Source organism: Pseudomonas sp. TAE6080 (genome assembly GCF_018732265.1).
GTDB lineage: Bacteria > Pseudomonadota > Gammaproteobacteria > Pseudomonadales > Pseudomonadaceae > Aquipseudomonas > Aquipseudomonas brenneri.
In genome coordinates, this window is record NZ_JAHIDY010000011.1 from 80628 (window position 1) to 102481 (window position 21854).

Below are 21854 nucleotides of genomic sequence, written 5' to 3' on the forward strand. Positions count from 1 at the left end.
TGATTGGAGAGAACGGAATGTCTTCGTTGCTACGCGCCACCCTCATCGCCCTGACCCTGCTGACCGCTGCCGGCTGTACCAGCAAGCCGGTACTCAACACCCAACATGCACTCGCCGCCAACGAGCAGGTCAGCGAAGAGAAAATGAAACAGAGCATCCTCACCGCCCTGGACAAGCGCAACTGGACCGTCCAGCGCGCCGACCCAGGCCTGATCCAGGCCCAGATCAACGTGCGCAACCGCTACTACGCCGAGATCGACATTCGCTACACCGGCACCCGCTACGCCATCACCTATCGTGACAGCCAGGAACTGGGCTACAAGGACGGCAAGATTCATCGCAACTACAACCGCTGGGTGAGCATGCTCGACCGCGACATCATGGCCGGGCTGCGCGCAAGCGGCGCGGCGCAAGCGGGTACGGCGGAGCAGTTGTTCAAGGAGACGGGGACGTCGAAGCAGAACTGAAAAGGCTCTGATGCCGCATTTTTCACCAGCGAGGCTGCGATGACAGTGTGTCAGGCAACATATTTTTTGCCTGTGCCGCCGCCATCGCAGCCTCGCTAAAGCTCGATAGCTCTTACGCTACACCAACGCCTTGCGCGTCAGCAGCTCGACAAACGCCTTGGCCATGGGCGACTGCTGGTCTTTACGCTGCACCAGCCACACCGCTGTCACCGCCTCCGGGTCGAGCAAGGTGCGATAGACCACGCCGTCGATGCGGATGCGCTGATATGAGGCCGGCAACACCGACACCCCCAACCCCGCCGCCACCAGGCCGATGATGGTCATGGCTTCGCCGGCCTCTTGTGCGAAATACGGGCTGAAACCGGCATCGCGGGCCAGGTTGATCAGTTGCGCATATAAACCACTGCCGTAGGCCCGTGGGAAAAACACAAAAGGTTCGTCAGCCAACTGCGTCAGGTGCAGGCCACGTTCGCTGCCTTGGGCCAACGGATGGCCGGCACTCAGCACCGCCACCAGGGGCTCGCGCATCAGCTCCACGACACTTAATGAGTCCGGCAGCGGCAGCGGGCGCATCAGGCCGACCTGGATCGACTCGTCCACCAGCGCGCCCGCCACCTCGGTACTGCTCATCTCTTGCAGGTTCAGATGCACTGCCGGGAAAGCCTGGCGAAAAGCGAAAATCGCCTGTGGGATGCTGGAGTTGAACGGCGCCGAAGAGGTGAAGCCAATCTTCAACTCACCCAACTCCCCCAACTGCGCCCGGCGTGCCACATCCGCGGCCTTGTCGACCTGGGCCAGTACCAGGCGGGCTTCCGTGAGGAACAAGCGCCCTGCCTCGCTCAGCTCTACCCGACGATTGGTACGTTCAAACAAGCGGGCGCCCACTTCTTGTTCCAGCGCCTGGATCTGTTGGCTCAACGGCGGCTGGGAGATACCCAGGACCTGGGCCGCCCTGCCGAAATGCAGCTCTTCAGCCACGGCGATGAAGTAGCGCAAGTGGCGCAATTCCATGAAAACCTCATTAGGTCGTAAAAGCTATCAAACAGGTCGAACAATATATTGGAAAGAATCATTAGCCAGCTATATTCTTTTTTCATTGCCAGCCCTGGCAGCCTTTGCCCCCGAGGTCCCGCGTGAAATCTGCTGTCGCTCCACTCGCCCAGGAACTGCCACCCACCGCCCTCGACGAGGTGGTGGCGCAGCTCAACGATGTGTACATCGAAAAAGATACGCCGATGTTCATGCGCACAGTGCTGGCACTGTTTTCCGGCGGCTTTGCCACCTTTGCCCTGCTGTATTGCGTACAGCCGATGATGCCGGCGTTGTCCCACGAATTTTCCATCAATGCCGCGCAAAGCAGCCTGATCCTCTCCGTCTCCACGGCGATGCTCGCTTTTGGCCTGTTGATCACCGGGCCGATTTCCGACCGCCTGGGGCGCAAGCCAGTGATGGTCACGTCGCTGTTCTGCGCGGCGGTGTGCACCATCGCCAGCGGCCTGATGCCGACCTGGGAAGGCATCCTGTGGCTGCGCGCGCTGCTGGGCCTGTCCCTTAGTGGCTTGGCGGCCGTGGCCATGACTTACCTCAGTGAAGAGATCCATCCGCAGCACATCGGCCTGGCCATGGGCCTGTATATCGGTGGCAATGCGATTGGCGGCATGAGCGGGCGCCTGATCACCGGCGTGCTGATCGATTTCGTCAGTTGGCACACGGCAATGCTGATCATCGGCGCGCTGGCGCTGATTGCCGCGACGGTGTTCTGGAAAATCCTCCCCGAGTCGCGCAACTTCCGCGCCAGCAGCCTCAAGCCGCGCAACCTGATCAATGGCTTTGTCATGCACTTCAAGGATGCCGGCCTGCCGTGGCTGTTTCTCGAAGCCTTCGTACTGATGGGCGCCTTCGTCACGCTGTTCAACTACATCGGCTACCGCTTGCTGGCCGCCCCTTATGACATGAGCCAGGCGGTGGTCGGCCTGTTGTCAGTGGTGTACCTGTCGGGCATCTACAGCTCGGCGAAGATCGGCTCGCTGGCAGACCGCCTGGGCCGTCGCCGGGTGCTCTGGGCCACTATCGTGCTGATGCTCGCCGGCATCACCCTGACCCTGTTCAGCCCGCTGCCGCTGATCATCATCGGCATGCTGATCTTCACTTTCGGCTTCTTCGGCGCCCATTCGGTAGCCAGTAGCTGGATTGGCCGGCGTGCGCTGAAAGCCAAGGGGCAGGCATCGTCGCTGTACCTGTTCAGCTACTACGCTGGGTCGAGTATTGCCGGGACGGCGGGTGGGGTTTTCTGGCACTACGCGGGGTGGAACGGGATTGGCGGGTTTATCGTTGCGCTGTTGATCGTTGCGCTGCTGGTGGCGTTGAAGCTGGCGAAGTTGCAGCCGCTGGCAAAAACGGCGACTTGATTCGCCACACAAAAAACCGAGTTACCGCGTTTTTTTCACCACAGGTTTTCGTTTCATACCGCCCACCAACGAGTCATGACACGCCATGGCACGCCCCGCATCCCATTCAGCCTGCATCGCCGAAAACAGCTCAACGTCGATTCGGGCTTGATGGGTGACGAGCGCCTCGGACATGGCCTCTGCGATTCGCTCGATGATTATCCCTGGCTTTTCCACGGCACAGTGTTTACGACCGAACTCCATCAGTTGCTGGCGATCCGGGTAGGCCTTCACCTTGTTCATCTTGATTGCCAACGTGCGATCAACCAATGAACGACCGGACTTGGGGTTGTAGTGCTCATACACCGTGGTGGTAGTCACATCAAACACCGGCGCCAACCGCACCGTTTCACGCGCGCCAGGATGGGTATAGAGCACCCCGAAGTTCTTCAAGTGCGCATCGCCATTGCGCACCATCACTGACAGGCAGACCGAAGAGAAAAACCGCTCAAGCTCGCGCAGCGGCTCGCCATGCGCACAGACATGGTCAATGACCGTAGCCAGGGTTTCGTAGCTCTGGGAATACTTGTAATTGTCATGGGGGTCTTTGTTGAGGCCCAAGAGCACCGCCATGTCTTCAAAACCCAGTCGCCCAGACGGTGTCAGGTCAAAGCGTTCCATGACAAACAGATCGCCTCCTTCCGACAGCCAGAATGGCGGTGTTTCCAGCCCCGCAATGCGCGCGGCTTCCATGCAGAGGAATTCATTCTGGGCCAGGTGGGCGTATTCATCAGCACCGGACTTTACGATCAGGTCGGAACTGAGCAGGGTTTTGCGGCCACCGGCCAGCTTGTCCAGATCAGGCACCAACACTTTGGGCTGCACGCCGGAAATACCCGACTCGAAATAGGTCTGCACCAAAAACGCAAAGATGTCCTGGGTACTGTCAGCCGAAAGGATTTGCTCTAGCCCTACCTGGGCACGCACGGCAGCCGATGCTTCGACGGGGTTTTGATAGGTCAGGCGCCCGATCTGGTTCCCGCCAATAACCGATAGCAGGCGCATCTCGTCTACCTGAATGTGCCTGGCCATACGGCGCTTTATCTGATCGGCGAGAAAACCTTCCGGCACGTTCATATCAAAAATCGGATGCAACACGTTGCTGACCGCAGGCGTCGGGTCATAAGGCATGACCAGCGACACCTCGCGCTCGGTATCGGCAGATGCGTACGCAAACGAGAACTGGGAGCCCTTGGACAACTCGCCCGAACGCCCCTGCGGGGTGACGACATTGAGCAACTTGACTCTACTCATCGTGCTCTACCAGGTCAGCCAGGGATTTGAGATCTATGCGTTTGTCTACGACTTCCAATGCCATCCCAAGTGCCGAGATCACCCGGAATACCGTGTACATCGCAACGTTCTCACCCGCTTCAAGATCAATGATGGTCTTGCGATTGCACTTGGCCCGATCCGCCAGTTGCGCCTGGCTGTAACCTTTGGCGCGACGTAACTGGCGTATCCTTTCGCCAAGTTGAGGTGGGTTCGCCAGCAGCATGATGTCACCCATATTGGACTTTTTTAAATAAAAAGCAGAATAAGTCCTATATGAAGGACTTTACTAGCACCTTACGTCTGTTTCGGGCCCAAAAAAACGCCCAGCCTAAGCCGGGCGTTTTTTATGAGCTGAAATCACTCGTGATACTGCGCCGACAACTCATGCACCGCCCGCAGGAACGCACCAGCATGCTCCGGGTTCACTTCCGGGGTGATGCCGTGGCCGAGGTTGAACACGTGGCCACTGCCTTTGCCGTAGCTGGCGAGGATGCGACCTACTTCGGTACGGATGGCTTCGGGCTTGGCGTAGAGCACGGTCGGGTCCATGTTGCCTTGCAGGGCCACTTGGTTGCCCACACGACGACGGGCTTCGCCCAGGTCGCAGGTCCAGTCCAGGCCCAGCGCGTCGGCACCGGCGTCGGCAATGCTTTCCAGCCACAGGCCGCCGCCCTTGGTGAACATGATCACCGGCACTTTGCGGCCTTCGTGTTCGCGGATCAGGCCGCTGACGATTTTGCGCATGTAGGCCAGGGAGAACTCCTGGTACGCCGCCGCCGACAGATTGCCACCCCAGGTGTCGAAGATCTGCACCGCTTGCGCACCGGCCATGATCTGGCCGTTGAGGTAGGAAATGACCGACTGTGCCAGCTTATCCAGCAGCAGGTGCATGGCTTGTGGGTTGTCGTAGAGCATGGCCTTGGTCTTGCGGAAGTCTTTCGACGAACCGCCTTCGACCATATAGGTGGCCAGAGTCCACGGGCTGCCGGAGAAGCCGATCAACGGTACGCGGCCATTGAGCTCGCGGCGGATGGTGCTGACGGCGTCCATCACATAACCGAGGTCTTTGTGGGGATCAGGGATCGGCAGGGCTTCGATATCGGCCAGGGTGCTGACCACTTTCTTGAAGCGCGGGCCTTCGCCGGTTTCAAAGTACAGGCCTTGGCCCATGGCGTCGGGGATGGTCAGGATATCGGAGAAGAGGATGGCCGCATCCAGTTGTGGATAGCGGTCCAGCGGCTGCATCGTGACTTCGCAGGCGAACTCCGGATTCATGCACAGGCTCATGAAATCGCCCGCATTGGCGCGGCTGGCGCGGTATTCCGGCAGGTAGCGACCGGCTTGACGCATCATCCACACTGGGGTGACGTCTACAGGTTGCTTGAGCAGGGCACGAAGGAAACGGTCGTTCTTGAGGGCAGTCATGTCGGCATCCGCAAAAAAAGTGCGGGCATTTTCTCAGAGCCGGACGCAAAAGGCACGGTTGCAGGTCAGCCTTTTGTCTATCGGGTCAATTTGTCGCGGTGTCTTGCGGTATGACAGACCCCAGCAAACCCCATGTGGAATGGGATTTGTGTGGGAGCTGGCTTGCCTGCGATGGCGATGTTGAATTCACCACCGCTATCGCAGGCAAGCCAGCTCCCACATTTTGATCCCATTTCAAGTTGGGATCGGGGTCAGACCTGCAAGTAGTCCAGGATGCCTTCGGCGGCGTTGCGGCCTTCGAAGATCGCGGTGACTACCAGGTCCGAACCGCGCACCATGTCACCACCGGCGAAGATCTTCGGGTTGCTGGTCTGGTGCTTGTACTGGCCTTGTTCCGGGGCTACGACGCGGCCCTGGCTGTCGGTCTGGATCTGGAACTGCTCGAACCACGGCGCCGGGCTTGGACGGAAGCCGAAAGCGATGACCACGGCGTCGGCCGGGATGATCTCTTCGGAACCCGGGATCGGCTCGGGGCTGCGGCGGCCACGGGCGTCCGGCTCGCCGAGACGGGTCTCGACCACCTTCACGCCTTCGACGCGATCTTCACCCACAATGGCGATCGGCTGGCGGTTGTAGAGGAATTTCACGCCTTCTTCCTTGGCGTTCTTCACCTCTTTGCGCGAGCCCGGCATGTTGGCTTCGTCACGACGATAGGCACAGGTCACCGACTTGGCGCCCTGGCGGATCGACGTACGGTTGCAGTCCATCGCGGTGTCGCCACCGCCCAGCACCACGACCTTCTTGCCCTTCATGTCGATGAAGTCTTCCGGGGATTTTTCAAAGCCCAGGTTGCGGTTGACGTTGGCGATCAGGAAGTCGAGCGCGTCATACACGCCCGGCAGGTCCTCACCGGCGAAGCCGCCCTTCATGTAGGTGTAGGTGCCCATGCCCATGAATACCGCATCGTATTCTTCGAGCAACTGCTCCATGGTCACGTCTTTGCCGATCTCGGTGTTCAGGCGGAACTCGATGCCCATGCCGGTGAAGACTTCGCGGCGATTGCTCAGCACGGTCTTTTCCAGCTTGAACTCGGGGATGCCGAAGGTCAGCAGGCCACCGATTTCCGGGTTCTTGTCGAACACCACCGGGGTCACGCCGCCACGTACCAGCACGTCGGCACAACCCAGGCCCGCCGGGCCTGCGCCGATGATCGCGACACGCTTGCCGGTCGGCTTGACCTTGGACATGTCCGGGCGCCAGCCCATGGCGAACGCGGTGTCGGTGATGTACTTCTCCACCGAACCGATGGTCACCGCGCCGAAACCGTCGTTGAGGGTGCAGGCACCCTCGCACAGACGATCCTGCGGGCACACCCTGCCGCAGACTTCCGGCAAGGTGTTGGTCTGGTGCGACAGTTCGGCGGCGGCGAGGATATTGCCCTCGGCCACCAATTTCAGCCAGTTGGGAATGAAGTTGTGCACCGGGCACTTCCATTCGCAATACGGGTTACCGCACCCCAGGCAGCGGTGGGCCTGGTCGGCCGAGTGCTGGGGTTTGAAGGGTTCGTAGATTTCCACGAACTCTTTCTTGCGTTGACGCAACAGTTTCTTCTTCGGATCTTTGCGCCCGACATCGATGAACTGGAAGTCGTTATTCAGACGTTCAGCCATGTTAAAACCTCATCAAACTCTTCAGGCGCATATCACTGCGGGTTGGCACGGATGCTGGAAAGCAACGATTTCAGGTTGGCAGCCTTGGGCTTGACCAGCCAGAAACGACGCAGGTAATCATCGAGGTTCTCGGCGAGGTTACGACCCCATTCGCTGCCGGTCTCCTCGACGTACTCGTCCAGCACGTGCTGCAAGTGGTTCCGGTAGGACTCCATGGCTTCACCGCTGATCCGCTGGATCTCGACCAACTCGTGGTTGACCTTGTCGACGAAGGTGTTGTCCTGGTCCAGCACGTAGGCGAAACCGCCAGTCATGCCTGAACCGAAGTTGTAACCGGTCTTGCCCAATACCGCGACAAAGCCTCCAGTCATGTACTCACAGCAGTGATCGCCAGTGCCTTCAACCACGGTGTGGGCACCGGAGTTACGCACAGCGAAACGCTCACCGGCGGTCCCTGCGGCAAACAGCTTGCCACCGGTGGCGCCGTACAAGCAGGTGTTGCCGATGATGGCACTGTCCTGGGTCTTGTAGACGCTACCCGCTGGCGGAACGATTACCAGCTTGCCGCCAGTCATGCCTTTGCCCACGTAGTCGTTGGCGTCGCCTTCGAGGTACATGTGCAGGCCACCGGCGTTCCACACGCCAAAGCTCTGGCCGGCCGTGCCCTTGAAGCGGAAAGTGATCGGCGCCTTGGCCATGCCCTGGTTGCCGTGCTTGCGCGCGATTTCGCCAGAGATCCGCGCACCGATGGAACGGTCGCAGTTGCAGATATCCAGGGCGAACTCGCCACCGCTGGCGTCATTGATCGAGGAGCCGGCCATATCGACCATCTTCTCGGCCAACAGGCCTTTGTCGAACGGCGGGTTGCGCTCGACCTGGCAAAACTGTGGCTTGTCTGCCGGGATGTGATCGCTGCCCAACAGCGGCGTCAGGTCCAGGTGGTGCTGCTTGGCGGTCTGGCCCTGGAGGATGTCCAGCAGATCGGTACGACCGATCAGCTCTTCCAGGGAACGCACGCCGAGCTTGGCCAGCCACTCGCGGGTCTCTTCGGCGACGTAGGTGAAGAAATTCACCACCATGTCGACGGTGCCGATGTAGTGATCCTTGCGCAGCTTCTCGTTCTGCGTCGCCACGCCGGTGGCGCAGTTGTTCAGGTGGCAGATGCGCAGGTATTTGCAACCCAGGGCGATCATTGGCGCGGTACCGAAGCCAAAGCTTTCGGCGCCGAGGATCGCGGCCTTGATCACGTCGAGGCCGGTTTTCAGGCCGCCGTCGGTCTGTACCCGGACCTTGCCGCGCAGGTCGTTGCCACGCAGGGTCTGGTGAGTCTCGGCCAGGCCCAGCTCCCACGGCGCACCAGCGTACTTGATGGAAGTCAGCGGCGATGCGCCAGTGCCGCCATCGTAGCCGGAGATGGTGATCAGGTCGGCATAGGCCTTGGCCACGCCGGCAGCGATGGTGCCCACGCCGGCTTCTGCCACCAGTTTCACCGAGACCAGGGCCTTGGGATTGACTTGCTTGAGGTCGAAAATCAGCTGCGACAAGTCTTCAATCGAATAGATGTCGTGGTGTGGCGGCGGCGAGATCAGGGTCACGCCAGGCACCGCGTAACGCAACTTGGCGATCAGACCGTTGACCTTACCGCCTGGCAGTTGCCCGCCCTCGCCGGGCTTGGCGCCCTGGGCCACCTTGATCTGCAGCACTTCGGCGTTGACCAGGTATTCCGGGGTCACCCCGAAACGGCCAGTGGCGACCTGCTTGATTTTCGAGCTCTTGATGGTGCCGTAGCGCGCCGGGTCTTCGCCGCCTTCGCCGGAGTTGGAACGCGCACCCAGGCGGTTCATGGCTTCGGCCAGGGCTTCGTGTGCCTCGGGCGACAAGGCACCCAGGGAAATACCGGCGGAGTCAAAGCGCTTGAGGATCGATTCCAGCGGCTCGACTTCGGCGATGTCCATCGGCGTGTCCAGGGTTTTCACCTGGAACAGGTCGCGGATCATCGACACCGGGCGGTTATCCACCAGCGCGGTGTATTCCTTGAACTTGGCGTAGTCGCCCTGCTGCACAGCGGCTTGCAGGGTGTTGACCACATCCGGGTTGTACGCGTGGTATTCGCCACCGTGCACGAACTTGAGCAGGCCACCTTGCTGGATCGGCTTGCGCGCGCTCCAGGCCTCCAACGCCAAGGCTTTCTGTTCGGCTTCGATATCGACGAAACGCGCGCCTTTGATGCGGCTTGGCACGCCACGGAAGCTCAGTTCGCAGACTTCTTCGGACAGGCCGATGGCCTCGAACAGCTGTGCACCACGGTACGAGGTGACAGTGGAGATGCCCATCTTCGACAGGATCTTCAGCAGGCCCTTGGTGATGCCTTTGCGGTAGTTCTTGAATACTTCGTACAGATCGCCCAGCACTTCGCCGGTACGAATCAGGTCGCCCAGTACTTCGTAAGCCAGGAACGGATACACCGCCGAGGCGCCAAAGCCGATCAGCACCGCAAAGTGATGCGGGTCGCGGGCTGTGGCGGTTTCGACGAGGATGTTGGAGTCGCAGCGCAGGCCTTTTTCGGTCAGGCGGTGGTGCACCGCGCCGGTGGCCAGGGATGCGTGGATCGGCAGCCTGCCCGGGGCGATATGGCGGTCGGTCAGCACGATCTGCGTGCGACCGGCGCGCACGGCTTCTTCAGCCTGATCGGCGACGTTGCGCACAGCAGCTTCCAGGCCGAGGCTCTCGTCGTAGTTCAGGTCGATGATCTGCCGGTCGAAGCCTGGACGCTCCAGGGTCATCAACGAGCGCCACTTGGCCGGGGAAATGACCGGCGAGCTGAGGATCACGCGTGAGGCGTGCTCTGGCGATTCCTGGAAGATATTGCGCTCGGCACCGAGGCACACTTCCAGGGACATCACGATGGCTTCACGCAGCGGGTCGATCGGCGGGTTGGTCACCTGGGCGAACTGCTGGCGGAAGTAGTCGTACGGCGTGCGCACACGCTGGGACAACACGGCCATTGGCGTGTCGTCGCCCATGGAGCCAACAGCTTCGTAGCCTTGCTCGCCGAGGGGGCGCAGTACCTGATCACGCTCTTCAAACGTGACCTGGTACATCTTCATGTACTGCTTGAGCTGGTCGACGTCATAGAAAGCCGAGCCATGGTCGTTGTCTTCCATGGTCGCCTGGATGCGCAGGGCGTTCTTGCGCAGCCATTGCTTGTAGGGGTGACGCGACTTCAAGCGGTTGTCGATGGCATCGGTGTCGAGGATCTGCCCGGTTTCGGTGTCCACGGCAAGGATCTGCCCAGGGCCTACGCGGCCTTTGGCGATCACGTCTTCAGGCTGGTAGTTCCACACGCCGACTTCCGAGGCCAGGGTGATGAAGCCGTTGGTGGTGGTCACCCAACGCGCCGGGCGCAGGCCGTTGCGGTCGAGCAGGCACACCGCGTAGCGACCATCGGTCATGACCACGCCGGCCGGGCCGTCCCACGGCTCCATGTGCATCGAGTTGTACTCATAGAACGCCCGCAGGTCCGGGTCCATGGTCTCGACGTTCTGCCACGCTGGCGGAATGATCATGCGCACGCCACGGAACAGGTCGATGCCACCGGTGACCATCAGTTCCAGCATGTTGTCCATGCTTGAAGAGTCGGAACCCACGCGGTTGACCAGAGGGCCGAGCTCTTCAAGGTCCATCAAGTCGTTGGCGAACTTGGTGCGACGGGCCACGGCCCAGTTGCGGTTGCCGGTGATGGTGTTGATCTCGCCGTTGTGGGCGAGGAAGCGGAATGGCTGGGCCAGCGGCCATTTCGGCAGAGTGTTGGTGGAAAAGCGCTGGTGGAACACGCAGATCGCGGTTTGCAGGCGCTCATCGCTCAGGTCTGGATAGAAGGCGGTCAAGTCCGCCGGCATCATCAGGCCTTTATAAATGATGGTCTTGTGGGAAAAGCTGCAGATGTAGTGGTCAGTGTCCAGGGCGTTGGCCACGGACGAGCGACGACGGGAAGTGAACAGCTTGATCGCCATGTCCTGGTCGCTCAGGCCGTCGCCTGCGATGAACACTTGTTCGATCTGCGGCAGGCGCTCGTGGGCCAGGCGGCCGAGCACACTGGTATCGATTGGCACTTTGCGCCAGCCAACCAGTTGCAGGCCAGCAGCGAGGATCTCGCGGTTCATGTTCTCGCGAGCGGCCTCGGCTTTGACCGGGTCCTGATTGAAGAACACCATGCCCACGGCGTATTGCTTGGGCAGATCGGCGCCGAAGGTTTCCTTGGCGATTGCGCGCAGGAACTGGTCGGGCTTTTGAATCAGCAAGCCGCAACCGTCACCGGTCTTGCCGTCAGCGTTGATCCCACCGCGGTGGGTCATGCAGGTCAGGGCCTCGATGGCCGTTTGCAGAAGGGTATGACTGGGTTCGCCCTGCATATGGGCTATCAGGCCGAAACCACAGTTATCCTTGAATTCATCGGGTTGGTACAGACCTGCTTTCATAGACACTTTCTCACCAGGCTGCCTCTTATTTCGAGGCAAATTTCTTTTCAATTCAACCGGTTACCTTCCACGCCGAACGTACGCCGGCTTAGCGGGGGCAAAAGGGAGGTCATTGTACACACCGACACAGACGCCCACAAATTTGGCGACGAACTATCGCAAATCTATGTCGCATTTATGAAAGGTTTAAAGCGATATGCTGTGCTAGTCAAAACTTTTTTAATTTCGACTGCCGCTACTCAAAAGCTACTGTGACGCAGACACCACAAAGCGCGCGGCCTTCAGGGCTGCACGCTGTTGTCGTTTTTTTTGAGGTGCTGGGAGGGCGACCTGGGTAAGGTCGCCGGATCTTCAGCGAGTTGTTGCGAGTTCTTGTTGAACGCTGGCAACAGTGCGAGGCCAAGGTTTACCAGCCTGGACCTTCGCTGGCAAGGCCTTGATCGCGGAATCGGCTGCCGCGCGGCTCGAGAAACTACCGTAGGTGATCACGTAGAGAGGCTTGCCGTTGAGCACTTTCTTGAAATAACGGTACTCGCCGCCCTGCTCTTTCACGAACGCCTGGGCGTTGGCTTCAGAGCTGGTGCCGAGGATCTGCACCACGTAGTTCTTGGCTGGCTGGCTGCCGTACCAGCCGCTGCCGGCAGCGGCCTTGGCCACGGTGACCGGTTTTTCCGCAGGTTTGACGGCGGGAGCTGGCTTGGCCACAGGGGCTGGCGTTGGCTTGACCACTGGTGCCGGGGCTGGCTTGGCGGTAGCGACCTGAGTCGGCGCAGGCGTTGGCTTGGCCGCCGGGACAGGTGCAGGGCTTGCGGTTGCGCCAGGTGGTGGAGCCACGGTGGTGACGGTCGGAGGCGTGGCACTGGAGCCTTCTACCGGTACGCCATCATCGCCTTCGGTGATACCACCTGCTTCTTCTGCCAACGGGCCACGCATGACCGGCTGGCCGACCATCGGCAGGTTGGTAGGCTGGCCGGAACCGGCGAACTCAACGGCAGGTGCGCCGTTGGTGGTGGGCTTGCCCAGTGGCAACTGTGCCTGCTCGGTAGGCGCGCCTGGAGCGGTCGGTGCCTTGCTGCGGCCCGGGATCAACCAGGCGGCGGCAACGGCAACCACGACAACAGCAGAAATCGCCAGTACGTGTTTCTTCGGCATGGTGAACCCCATCTTTGGACGCTTAACCGCTGAGCGGCTGGCAATCATGGCTTCGATCATCGCATCCCGGGCCACCTGGTTGATGGTGCCAGGCCAGCCGTCGGAGCTTTCGTGAATATCAGAGATCTGCTGGGCGGAGAAAAGTTCGATGCCCTGGCCCGCACCTTCAAGGCGCTGGGCGAGATATTCGCGGGTTTCCTCTTCTTCGTAGGGCTGCAATTCGATGACGTGGAACAGCTCTTGCTCGCCACTGAGCTGCTCCAGGTCGGCAATCAGCGACGCCTCACCGAACAGGAACACATGGGGACGACCTTCCGGCGTACCGGCCGCCAGGGCCAGCAAGGCTTCCAGCGCGGACTCGTCGAGCTGCTCGGCATCGTCCACCAGCAGGTAGACTTCCTGGCCGGTCAAACCCAGTTGCACCACTTGCTTGAGAATCGCGGTCGGCTCGGCATTGGCCACATCCAGCGCCTGGGCAACCTGGCGCAACACGCCTGCCGCATCGCCGGCACCACGGGCGGAAACCACCACGCTCTGCACCGATTGCTTGTTGGTGCTGGCTACCAGGGCCTGGCGCAGCAGCGTCTTGCCGCTGCCCAAGGGACCTGTGACCACCAATAGCAACTGGCTGTAGCGCGCCAGGTGGTGCAACTGCCCAAGCACCGGCTTGCGCTGTGCAGGGAAAAACTTGAAACCGGGGACCCGTGGCGCAAAAGGGTCATGGCTCAACTGGTAATGGCCGAGGAAAGCCTCGTCGGCATGCAAACTAGTCATCGGGATCTGGTTAACCTTTCAGCTGGGCCAGGGCGCGGTAATCCGCTCCCAGCGTGGCCTGTAGAATCTCTTTCGGATAATCGTCGGTCACTACCGCTTCGCCCATTCGGCGCAACAGCACCAGACGCAAACGACCATCGATCACTTTCTTGTCTATTGCCATATGTTCAAGGAAATCAGCCTCGGTCATTTCCTCAGGAGGAATGACCGGCAACCCGGCGCGCTGGAACAGGCGGATACCACGGTCACGCTCTTGGACCGTGATCCAGCCAAGACGTTGCGACATCTCCAACGCCATCACCGTGCCAGCCGCTACAGCCTCGCCATGCAACCAGACACCATAGCCCATGTGGGTTTCAATCGCATGGCCGAAGGTGTGGCCCAGGTTCAAGGTGGCGCGCACGCCAGACTCACGTTCATCGGCATTGACCACCAGCGCCTTGGCCGCGCAGGAGCGGGAGATGGCTTCAGTCAGCGCCACCTGGTCCAGGTTGCGCAAGGCATCGACGTGTTCTTCAAGCCAGGTCAGGAACGGCTCGTCACAGATCAGCCCGTACTTGATGACTTCCGCCAGGCCCGCCGACAGCTCGCGGGGCGGCAAGGTATTGAGGGTGGCAGTATCGATCAGCACGGCGTTGGGCTGGTAGAACGCGCCGACCATGTTCTTGCCCAGCGGATGGTTGATCCCGGTCTTGCCGCCCACCGACGAATCGACCTGGGACAGCAAGGTAGTCGGCACCTGGATAAAGTCCACGCCACGCTGGTAGCAAGCGGCCGCAAAACCGGCCATGTCGCCGATCACACCGCCGCCAAGGGCCACCACTGTGGTACGCCGGTCGTGGCGCGCAGTCAGCAGCCCGTCAAAGATCAGTTGCAGGGTTTCCCAGTTCTTGAACGCTTCGCCGTCGGGAAGAATCACCGAGATCACCGAATACGCCGCAAGGCTACGACTCAGACGCTCAAGGTAGAGCGGCGCCACCGTCTCATTGGAGATGATCGCCACTTGTCGCCCGGCAATATGCGGCGCGAGCAACTCGGGCTGGTCCAACAAACCTTCGCCAATATGGATCGGGTAGCTACGCTCGCCAAGATCGACCTTAAGTGTCTGCATGTGTCCCCGCGCTGAAGATGGAAGCAGGCGTCCTGCCCTGTATTAACGTTGTCGGCACCGTCGAGTTCGAGCGCTGCCTGATGGCTCTATGCCATAACTCGGACGTTTGTAACGCGCTGCCGAGAATAGCGCATTTCGGCCCTGGCTTTAACGGGGCGGCAGTTGCTGCAACCGATCCAGAATGTCGAGAACCACCATTCGTGGCGGCCGTTCATCGGTTTGCACCACCAGATCGGCGATTTCCCGATAAAGCGGATCGCGCAGCGTCAGCAAGTCCCGCAGGGTTTTCTCAGGGTTGGCGGTGCGCAGCAACGGTCGGTTGCGATCGCGAGCGGTGCGCCCGACTTGCTGCTCGACCGACGCATGCAAATAGACCACCCGACCGCCGGCACGCAGCGCCCGCCGGTTTTCCTCGCGCATCACCGCACCGCCGCCGGTGGCCAAGACCACGCCATCGCAGCCGCACAGCTCGGCAATCATTGCCTGCTCGCGGTCACGAAAGCCCAGTTCGCCTTCCTTATCGAAGATCCACGGAATATTGGCGCCCGTGCGCAATTCAATTTCCTTATCGGAGTCTTTGAATGGCAGGCGCAGCTCTTTGGCCAGCAAACGGCCGATGGTGCTTTTTCCAGCCCCCATCGGCCCTACAAGAATCAAATTTCGCACAGAATCAACGACTCACAGCAATCGCCTGGTTATTCATAATACGCGGAGTCAGGAATACCAGCAGCTCGGATTTTCTTTGGGCAACGACATCACGCCGGAAAAGGCGGCCAAGATACGGCACATCGCCCAAAAATGGCACTTTATCTACCACCTTGCTCTGGTTTTTAGAGAAAACCCCACCCAGGACGATGGTCTCGCCGTCCCTGACCTGGACCTTGGCGTTGACCTCGTTCTTCTTGATCGGCGGCACATCATTGAGTTTGTTCAGGTAGTCCGGCTCATCCTTGGTCACCCGGACCTCCATGATGACCTGGCCATCCGGGGTGATTTGCGGCGTCACTTCCAGGGACAGCGAAGCCTCCTTGAACGAAACCGAGGTCGCCCCCTCGGACGTGGACTCCTGGTAAGGGATCTCCGTGCCCTTGAGAATCCGCGCAGTCTCCTTGTCGGAAGTGACCACCTTGGGCTGAGAAATCACCTCGCCATTGCCACCTTTTTCCATGGCGGTGAGCTCCAGGTCCAGCAGCACGTTATCAGTGATAAACGCGATGCCCAGGCCGGAACTCGCGTTGACCACTCCAAGGTCAACGAACGGCGAGCTATCGGGCGACTCGCCCTCACCTGGCGGGTTTTTATCGACCCCGCCACCACTCCAATTACCCTTGTTGCGCAGCAACCCACCCCAGCGCACGCCGACGCTTTTGTCATAGTCGACATTGGCCTCGACTATCCGCGCCTCGATCATTACCTGGCGCACCGGAACATCCAGTTGCGCGACGATGCGCCGCAACTCGGCCAGGCGCTCCCCCGCCTGGTAGGCGATGATGTGGTTGGTCCGGTCATCCACCGCCACGGAGCCACGCTCATCGGCAGCCCCTTCAGGCCCGGCCATTGACTGGAACAGCTTGGCCAGCTCAGACGCCTTGGCGTAATTGACTTGCAGCAGCTCCCGCCGCAGCGGTGTCAGCTCGGTCATCAATTTGCGCGTTTCCAGGGCCAACAGCTCTCGCGCGGCCAACTCTTCGGCCGGCGCCACCAACAGCACATTGGCCGTCACCCGCTTGTCCAGACCTTTGGCTTGCAGCACCAGGTCCAGGGCCTGGTCCCACGGAACACCCTTGAGGCGCAAGGTAATCGAGCCCTGCACATCATCACCAGCCACCAGGTTGAGGCCGGCGACGTCGGCAATCTGCTGCAGGACGGCGCGCACCTCGATGTCCTGGAAGTTGAGGGAGAGCTTGTCACCGCTATAGGCATTCACGGGCGAAACGCCGGGAGGTGGTAACTGAATCAGGTCGATCCGCTTGGGCACAGCCTCAGTCATCGGTGCTGTGAACGCTATCCATAGCGCCACACCGAAGGACGAAATAATCCTTTTCATTTTCTTGCTTCCGTTATGAGTTCACGTTCAACACCAAGGTGCGCGGGCGCTCAAGCCAGGCGCCCTCACCATCGGGAAAAAGCTCGACCAACTCCAACTGCCCCTCATGGATCGCTACGACGCGCCCATGATCTGCCCCCAGGTAATCCCCCACCGCCAGGCGATGAACACCTGCCGTACCGCGCAGCAGGGCAAATGTCTGCGCCCCAAGTGACAGCGTGCCGACCATCTGGAACTGATCCACGGCAAACCCTTCCAGATACTGCCGGGGGCGGTCGAGGTCCGGCGCAGATCCGGGCTTGCCGGTGGGGCGACTGGCCGGCTGGTCAGGGGGCTGGAAAGGGTCACGCAGGGGGGGCGCGCTGGCGACAAACCGTAGCCCCGGCATTGCTACAGGCGTTTCGTCAGCAAGCGGCACTGCCTGCTGGCGAATCAGTTGCAACTCATCATTCAGCGCTTGCAACTGCGGGTCACTGTCGCATCCAGCAAGAAGTGCCAGGCCCAGGCCCGCAACCTTGAGGCGGTTCATGGCAATGCTCCCAGGTTGCTGTATCGGTAGGTCTTGGCGAGCATCGTCAGGCTCAGCAATGCGCCATCCTGGGGATCCACGGGACGAATGACAAAGTCATGCAAGGTAACGATATGCGACAACCCGGCCACGCCACTGACGAAGGTCAGGAGGTCGTGATAGGTGCCCAGCAGCTTGAGTTGCATCGGTCGCTCGACGAACACCGGTTGCACCCGCTCGTCCAGCACACTGAGCTGCTCGACCAGCACCCCGCAGGCTTGCCCCAGCCGGGCGAGGTCCTCCAACAGATCGGGCATTTGCGTCAGCGTCGGCATCTGGCGCAACTGTTCGCTGAAAGCGACACGCTGGGTTTCAAGCTCGCGCACCAGCCCTTCATGCTGGGCGGCTTGCCGGGCTTTTGCCGCAAACTGCTGGCGCAGCGCTATTTCTCCCGCCTCCTGACGCTGCAAGACATCGCGCGCGCCGCCCAGGTACACAACATCCCCCGCAACCAGCGCCAGCAAGGCGAGCACGGCGCCCACCATAAGTCTGCCAGCCAATGGCCAGTGGGCGATGTTGCGGTACAGCGTGGAGAGTTCCGGGATCGCCAGCCTGGGCAGGCCGGGCGAAAGGTTCACCGCTGCGTCTCCTGGTGCTCCCCATGGTCCACCATCAACTGGAAGGCACTGCCCGCGCCACCCTCCTCGGCCCGTACATGGCGCAGATTGGGCGCACGTAACGTGTTGGAAGCTTCCAGGCTGCGCATCAGCCGGGCGACATCATCACTGGACACCGCCGTGCCGGTGACCTCTACCGATGTGCCGCTGACACTGACCTCGCTCAACTGAACGCCATCCGGCATTGCGCGGGCCAACTGCTCGAACAATTGCTGGCCCGAGGCGCGATGGCCCTGGAGGTCTTCGACCACCTTCATCCGCTCCATCAGTTGCTGGCGTTGCTCGCGCAGTTCATCGATGGTCTTGATGCGCGAGTCCAATACCGTGACTTGCTTGCTCAAGTGGTTGTTGCGGGCCACTTGTCGATCAATCGCGCGATCGATGACCCGGTCGGCCAGCCATACGGCGGCCAATGCAATAGTGGTGATCAGCAACAGAAAAATCAGGAAAAACTTGCGACGGCGCTCAGCGCGTTCTTCACGCCAGGGTAAAAGGTTGATTCTTGTCATCAATCGAAACTCCTGAGGGCCAAACCGCAGGCGACCCGCAATCCCTGGGCATCGGCAGCCCATTGTGCACTATTGATCCCACTCCCCGGCACTATCCGCGCGACCACCTGCTCGGTCATCCGCGCCTGGGCAAACGCTTCTACATCCACCACTCGCGCAACCAGGCCGGCCAGGGCCAATACCGCTTCGCGCGCTTCCACCTGCTCCTTGAGGCACGCCACAAGCAGTACATCAACATAACCGGGTTCACGACCCGACGGGCCCTGGACCTGAAAATCAATGGCTACCTCATCCAGCGGATAAGGAATGTACTGGTCGGCTTCGCAGCGCAACTGCTGTTCCATCTCGTCGGGCTCAAGCCCCGCCTCCAGCGCAACCACACGGCTGATCACCGCAGGGCCCGCCACGGCAACTGCCGCATGCGTGAGATGGATCTGCGCGCGGAACAATGCCTTGGAAATGGCCTGCGCGACAACCTCCAGATCAACGATATTACTGTCGACCACCGCATGGCCCGGCAAAGGCTGGCTCGCATACGCGCGCACCGCATAGCCATCGCCGGCGCGGGCCAGCTCCAGTACCTTGACGCCGCTATCCTGGATGTCCACACCCAGTACGGTATCGGCTTTTCGCCTGAAAAATCCCTTTTTCATAAAACTCCCTAAAGCTTTGCCTGTCTCAGGGCTGGTCGGTTCCGGGTTTGATGCATTCGGTCGGCTCGGTTGAGTGGCGCCCATGACGCCCCGAGGCGAAAAATGCTTTAATGCCCAGCGTTTTTTCCCGCTTTTTTATCTGCAGGTCGGGTCGGCATGCCCATCCCGACGACTAACTCATTCTTTTCTCTGGAAATCCAAAAGCCTTGATTCGTCTGCTGAAGTTTTTCGGGTACTCCTTCGTTGCGATCGTTTGCGGGCTGCTGCTCGTGTTCAGCGGCGCCTATCTCTACCTTAGCCCGGGATTGCCCTCGGTAGAGGCCCTTAGAAGTATCCAGTTGCAGATTCCTTTGCGGGTCTACAGCAGCGATGAAAAACTGATCGCGGAGTTCGGCGAAATGCGCCGCACCCCGATCCGTTTCGCCGATATTCCACCCAATTTCATCAACGCCCTGCTGTCGGCAGAAGATGACAACTTCGCCAACCACTATGGCGTGGACCCCAGCAGCCTGGTGCGCGCGGCCACGCAACTGGTAAAAAGCGGACACATTCAGTCGGGCGGCAGCACCATCACCATGCAGGTGGCGAAGAACTTCTTCCTCACCAGCGAGCGCAGCTTCTCGCGCAAGGCCACGGAAATCCTCCTGGCGCTGCAGATTGAACGCCAGTTGACCAAGGATGAAATCCTGGAGCTGTACGTCAACAAGATCTACCTGGGTAACCGCGCCTACGGGATCGAGGCAGCGTCCCAGGTGTACTACGGCAAGTCGATTCGTGATGCCAGCCTGGCACAAATGGCAATGATTGCCGGCCTGCCCAAGGCGCCTTCGCGCTTCAACCCGCTGGCCAATCCGGCCCGCAGCAAGGAACGCCGCGACTGGATCCTGGGCCGCATGTACAAGCTGGGCAAGATCGACCAGAACGCCTATGAAACCGCGGTAGCCGAGCCACTGAACGCCAGCTACCACGTACCGACGCCAGAGGTCAGCGCACCGTATATCGCCGAGATGGCCCGCGCCGAAATGGTCGGCCGCTATGGCAGCGACGCCTACACCGAAGGTTTCCGCGTCACCACGACTATTCCGAGCAATTTGCAGGAAATCGCCAACAACGCCGTGCATGAAGGGCTGATCACCTACGACCAGCGCCATGGCTACCGCGGGCCGGAATCGCGCCTGCCAGGCAAGACCCTGAGCGCCTGGACCGTCGAACTGGGCAAGCAGCGCTCGATCAGCGGCCTTGATCCCGCCATCGTCACCCAAGTGAAGAAAGATGGCGTACAGGTGCTGACCCGCAGCGGCGAAGAACATGTGGCGTGGGACAGCATGAAGTGGGCCCGTCCCTTCCTGAACACCAACAGCATGGGACCGATGCCCAAGCAGCCGTCGGATGTGGCCCAGGTCGGCGACCTGATCCGCGTGCAGCGCCAGAAGGACGACAGCCTGAAGTTCAGCCAGGTCCCGGTCGCCCAGGGCGCGCTGGTATCCCTGGACCCACAGAACGGCGCAATCCGTGCACTGGTCGGCGGCTTCGCCTTCGAGCAAAGCAACTACAACCGCGCCATGCAGGCCAAACGCCAGCCGGGCTCCAGCTTCAAGCCTTTTGTCTACAGTGCTGCGCTGGATAATGGCTACACCGCCGCCAGTCTGGTCAACGACGCACCTATCGTGTTTGTCGACGAGTACCTGGACAAGGTCTGGCGTCCGAAGAACGACACCAACACCTTCCTCGGCCCGATCCGCGTGCGTGAAGCGCTGTACAAGTCGCGCAACCTGGTGTCGATCCGCTTGCTGCAGGCGATGGGCGTGGGCAAGACCATTGATTACATGACCCGCTTCGGCTTCAACAAGCAGGACCTGCCGCCCAACCTGTCGCTGGCCCTCGGCACCGCGACCCTCACGCCAATGGAGATCGCCACCGGCTGGAGCGTGTTCGCCAACGGCGGCTACAAGGTTACGCCGTACCTGATCGACAAGATCGAGAGCCGCAACGGCGACACGCTGTTTGTCGCCAACCCGCCAAGCGTGCCCAACGGCGTTGCCGCAAGTGATGGCCTGGCCGCGCCGGCCAACGGCGGTATCACCATCGAGCCGACACCTGGCGCCGCACCAACCGACGCGGTACCCGCCCCACAAACACCGGCAGTAGCCGAGCGCGTGGTTGACGGCCGTACCACCTATATCCTCACCAGCATGCTGCAGGACGTGATCAAGCGCGGCACCGGCCGCCGAGCCCTGGCCCTGGGCCGCACGGATCTGGCGGGCAAGACCGGCACCACCAACGAATCCAAGGATGCGTGGTTCTCCGGCTACAACGCTGACTACATCACCACCGTGTGGACGGGCTACGACCAGCCGGAAAGCCTCGGTCGCCGCGAATACGGTGGCACTGTCGCGCTGCCGATCTGGATGAGCTTCATGGGCGGCGCCCTCAAGGACAAGCCGGCCCACACCCAGGCGGAGCCGGAAGGCATCCTCAGCCTGCGCATCGACCCGATCAGCGGCCGCGCCGCCGCACCAGGCACGCCGAATGCGTACTTCGAACTGTTCAAGAGCGAAGACACGCCGCCGTCGATGAATGAACTGGGCAATGGCGTGGCACCGGGCAGCCCGTTGCCGGCGGATGAGTCGGCGCCGATCGACTTGTTCTGATTAACACAGA

Annotated in this window: 17 protein-coding genes; 3 read left to right on the forward strand and 14 right to left on the reverse strand. The window is 60.8% G+C overall.

The window, feature by feature from the left end; all coding sequences use genetic code 11:
- Positions 1 to 17 precede the first annotated feature (17 nt).
- On the forward strand, positions 18 to 467 hold the full coding sequence (locus tag KL786_RS10725) for a hypothetical protein (protein ID WP_215517610.1): 450 nt from the start codon (positions 18 to 20) through the stop codon (positions 465 to 467).
- A 117-nt stretch (positions 468 to 584) separates the two neighbouring features.
- On the opposite strand, the gene KL786_RS10730 is transcribed toward KL786_RS10725, so the two are convergent.
- Positions 585 to 1478 (reverse strand): LysR family transcriptional regulator, encoded by an 894-nt coding sequence (locus tag KL786_RS10730; protein ID WP_029296092.1) that lies wholly within the window; start codon positions 1476 to 1478, stop codon positions 585 to 587.
- Positions 1479 to 1633: 155 nt separating this feature from the next.
- On the opposite strand from KL786_RS10730, the gene KL786_RS10735 reads away from it, so the two are divergent.
- On the forward strand, positions 1634 to 2875 hold the full coding sequence (locus KL786_RS10735; protein ID WP_252193689.1) for an MFS transporter: 1242 nt from the start codon (positions 1634 to 1636) through the stop codon (positions 2873 to 2875).
- Between the two features lie 21 nt (positions 2876 to 2896).
- Here KL786_RS10735 and KL786_RS10740 read toward each other — a convergent pair whose 3' ends face one another.
- The 13 genes from KL786_RS10740 to pilM all read right to left on the reverse strand — a co-directional run bounded on the left by KL786_RS10740 (position 2897) and on the right by pilM (position 19193).
- On the reverse strand, positions 2897 to 4168 hold the full coding sequence (locus KL786_RS10740) for a type II toxin-antitoxin system HipA family toxin (protein WP_215517612.1): 1272 nt from the start codon (positions 4166 to 4168) through the stop codon (positions 2897 to 2899).
- The gene (locus KL786_RS10745) at positions 4161 to 4424 is read right to left on the reverse strand and encodes a helix-turn-helix transcriptional regulator (protein ID WP_224791169.1); all 264 of its coding nucleotides are present in this window, start codon (positions 4422 to 4424) and stop codon (positions 4161 to 4163) included. Before KL786_RS10745 ends, KL786_RS10740 begins: the two co-directional genes overlap by 8 nt.
- Positions 4425 to 4546: 122 nt before the next feature.
- Complete coding sequence (gene hemE / locus KL786_RS10750) at positions 4547 to 5614, reverse strand: uroporphyrinogen decarboxylase (protein WP_029296084.1); 1068 nt, start codon at positions 5612 to 5614, stop codon at positions 4547 to 4549.
- Between the two features lie 251 nt (positions 5615 to 5865).
- A complete protein-coding gene (locus tag KL786_RS10755) occupies positions 5866 to 7284 on the reverse strand; it encodes a glutamate synthase small subunit GltD family protein (RefSeq protein WP_032862197.1) in 1419 nt (472 codons plus the stop codon).
- A gap of 32 nt (positions 7285 to 7316) precedes the next feature.
- On the reverse strand, positions 7317 to 11762 hold the full coding sequence (gene gltB / locus KL786_RS10760) for a glutamate synthase large subunit (RefSeq protein ID WP_215517613.1): 4446 nt from the start codon (positions 11760 to 11762) through the stop codon (positions 7317 to 7319).
- 351 nt (positions 11763 to 12113) lie between these two features.
- Positions 12114 to 13688 (reverse strand): SPOR domain-containing protein, encoded by a 1575-nt coding sequence (locus tag KL786_RS10765; RefSeq protein WP_215517614.1) that lies wholly within the window; start codon positions 13686 to 13688, stop codon positions 12114 to 12116.
- 10 nt (positions 13689 to 13698) lie between these two features.
- A complete protein-coding gene (gene aroB, locus KL786_RS10770; protein WP_032862203.1) occupies positions 13699 to 14799 on the reverse strand; it encodes a 3-dehydroquinate synthase in 1101 nt (366 codons plus the stop codon).
- Positions 14800 to 14946: 147 nt separating this feature from the next.
- Entirely contained in the window at positions 14947 to 15465 is a 519-nt protein-coding gene (aroK, locus tag KL786_RS10775) for a shikimate kinase AroK (RefSeq protein ID WP_032862206.1), read from the reverse strand.
- Between the two features lie 4 nt (positions 15466 to 15469).
- Positions 15470 to 16789: a type IV pilus secretin PilQ gene (locus KL786_RS10780; RefSeq protein ID WP_215517646.1), complete on the reverse strand. Its 1320-nt coding sequence runs from the start codon at positions 16787 to 16789 to the stop codon at positions 15470 to 15472.
- 70 nt (positions 16790 to 16859) lie between these two features.
- Entirely contained in the window at positions 16860 to 17375 is a 516-nt protein-coding gene (locus KL786_RS10785) for a pilus assembly protein PilP (protein WP_215517615.1), read from the reverse strand.
- The gene (locus KL786_RS10790) at positions 17372 to 17992 is read right to left on the reverse strand and encodes a type IV pilus inner membrane component PilO (RefSeq protein ID WP_215517616.1); all 621 of its coding nucleotides are present in this window, start codon (positions 17990 to 17992) and stop codon (positions 17372 to 17374) included. Before KL786_RS10790 ends, KL786_RS10785 begins: the two co-directional genes overlap by 4 nt.
- On the reverse strand, positions 17989 to 18540 hold the full coding sequence (locus KL786_RS10795) for a PilN domain-containing protein (RefSeq protein WP_032862211.1): 552 nt from the start codon (positions 18538 to 18540) through the stop codon (positions 17989 to 17991). The genes KL786_RS10790 and KL786_RS10795 overlap by 4 nt, the downstream gene beginning before the upstream one ends.
- The gene (gene pilM, locus KL786_RS10800) at positions 18540 to 19193 is read right to left on the reverse strand and encodes a type IV pilus biogenesis protein PilM (RefSeq protein ID WP_215517617.1); all 654 of its coding nucleotides are present in this window, start codon (positions 19191 to 19193) and stop codon (positions 18540 to 18542) included. The genes KL786_RS10795 and pilM overlap by 1 nt, the downstream gene beginning before the upstream one ends.
- Before the next feature lie 209 nt (positions 19194 to 19402).
- Here pilM and KL786_RS10805 point away from each other — a divergent pair, with 209 nt between their 5' ends.
- Positions 19403 to 21844, forward strand: coding sequence for a penicillin-binding protein 1A (locus KL786_RS10805; RefSeq protein WP_458730150.1), 2442 nt, complete (start codon positions 19403 to 19405; stop codon positions 21842 to 21844).
- The last annotated feature ends 10 nt before the right edge of the window (positions 21845 to 21854 follow it).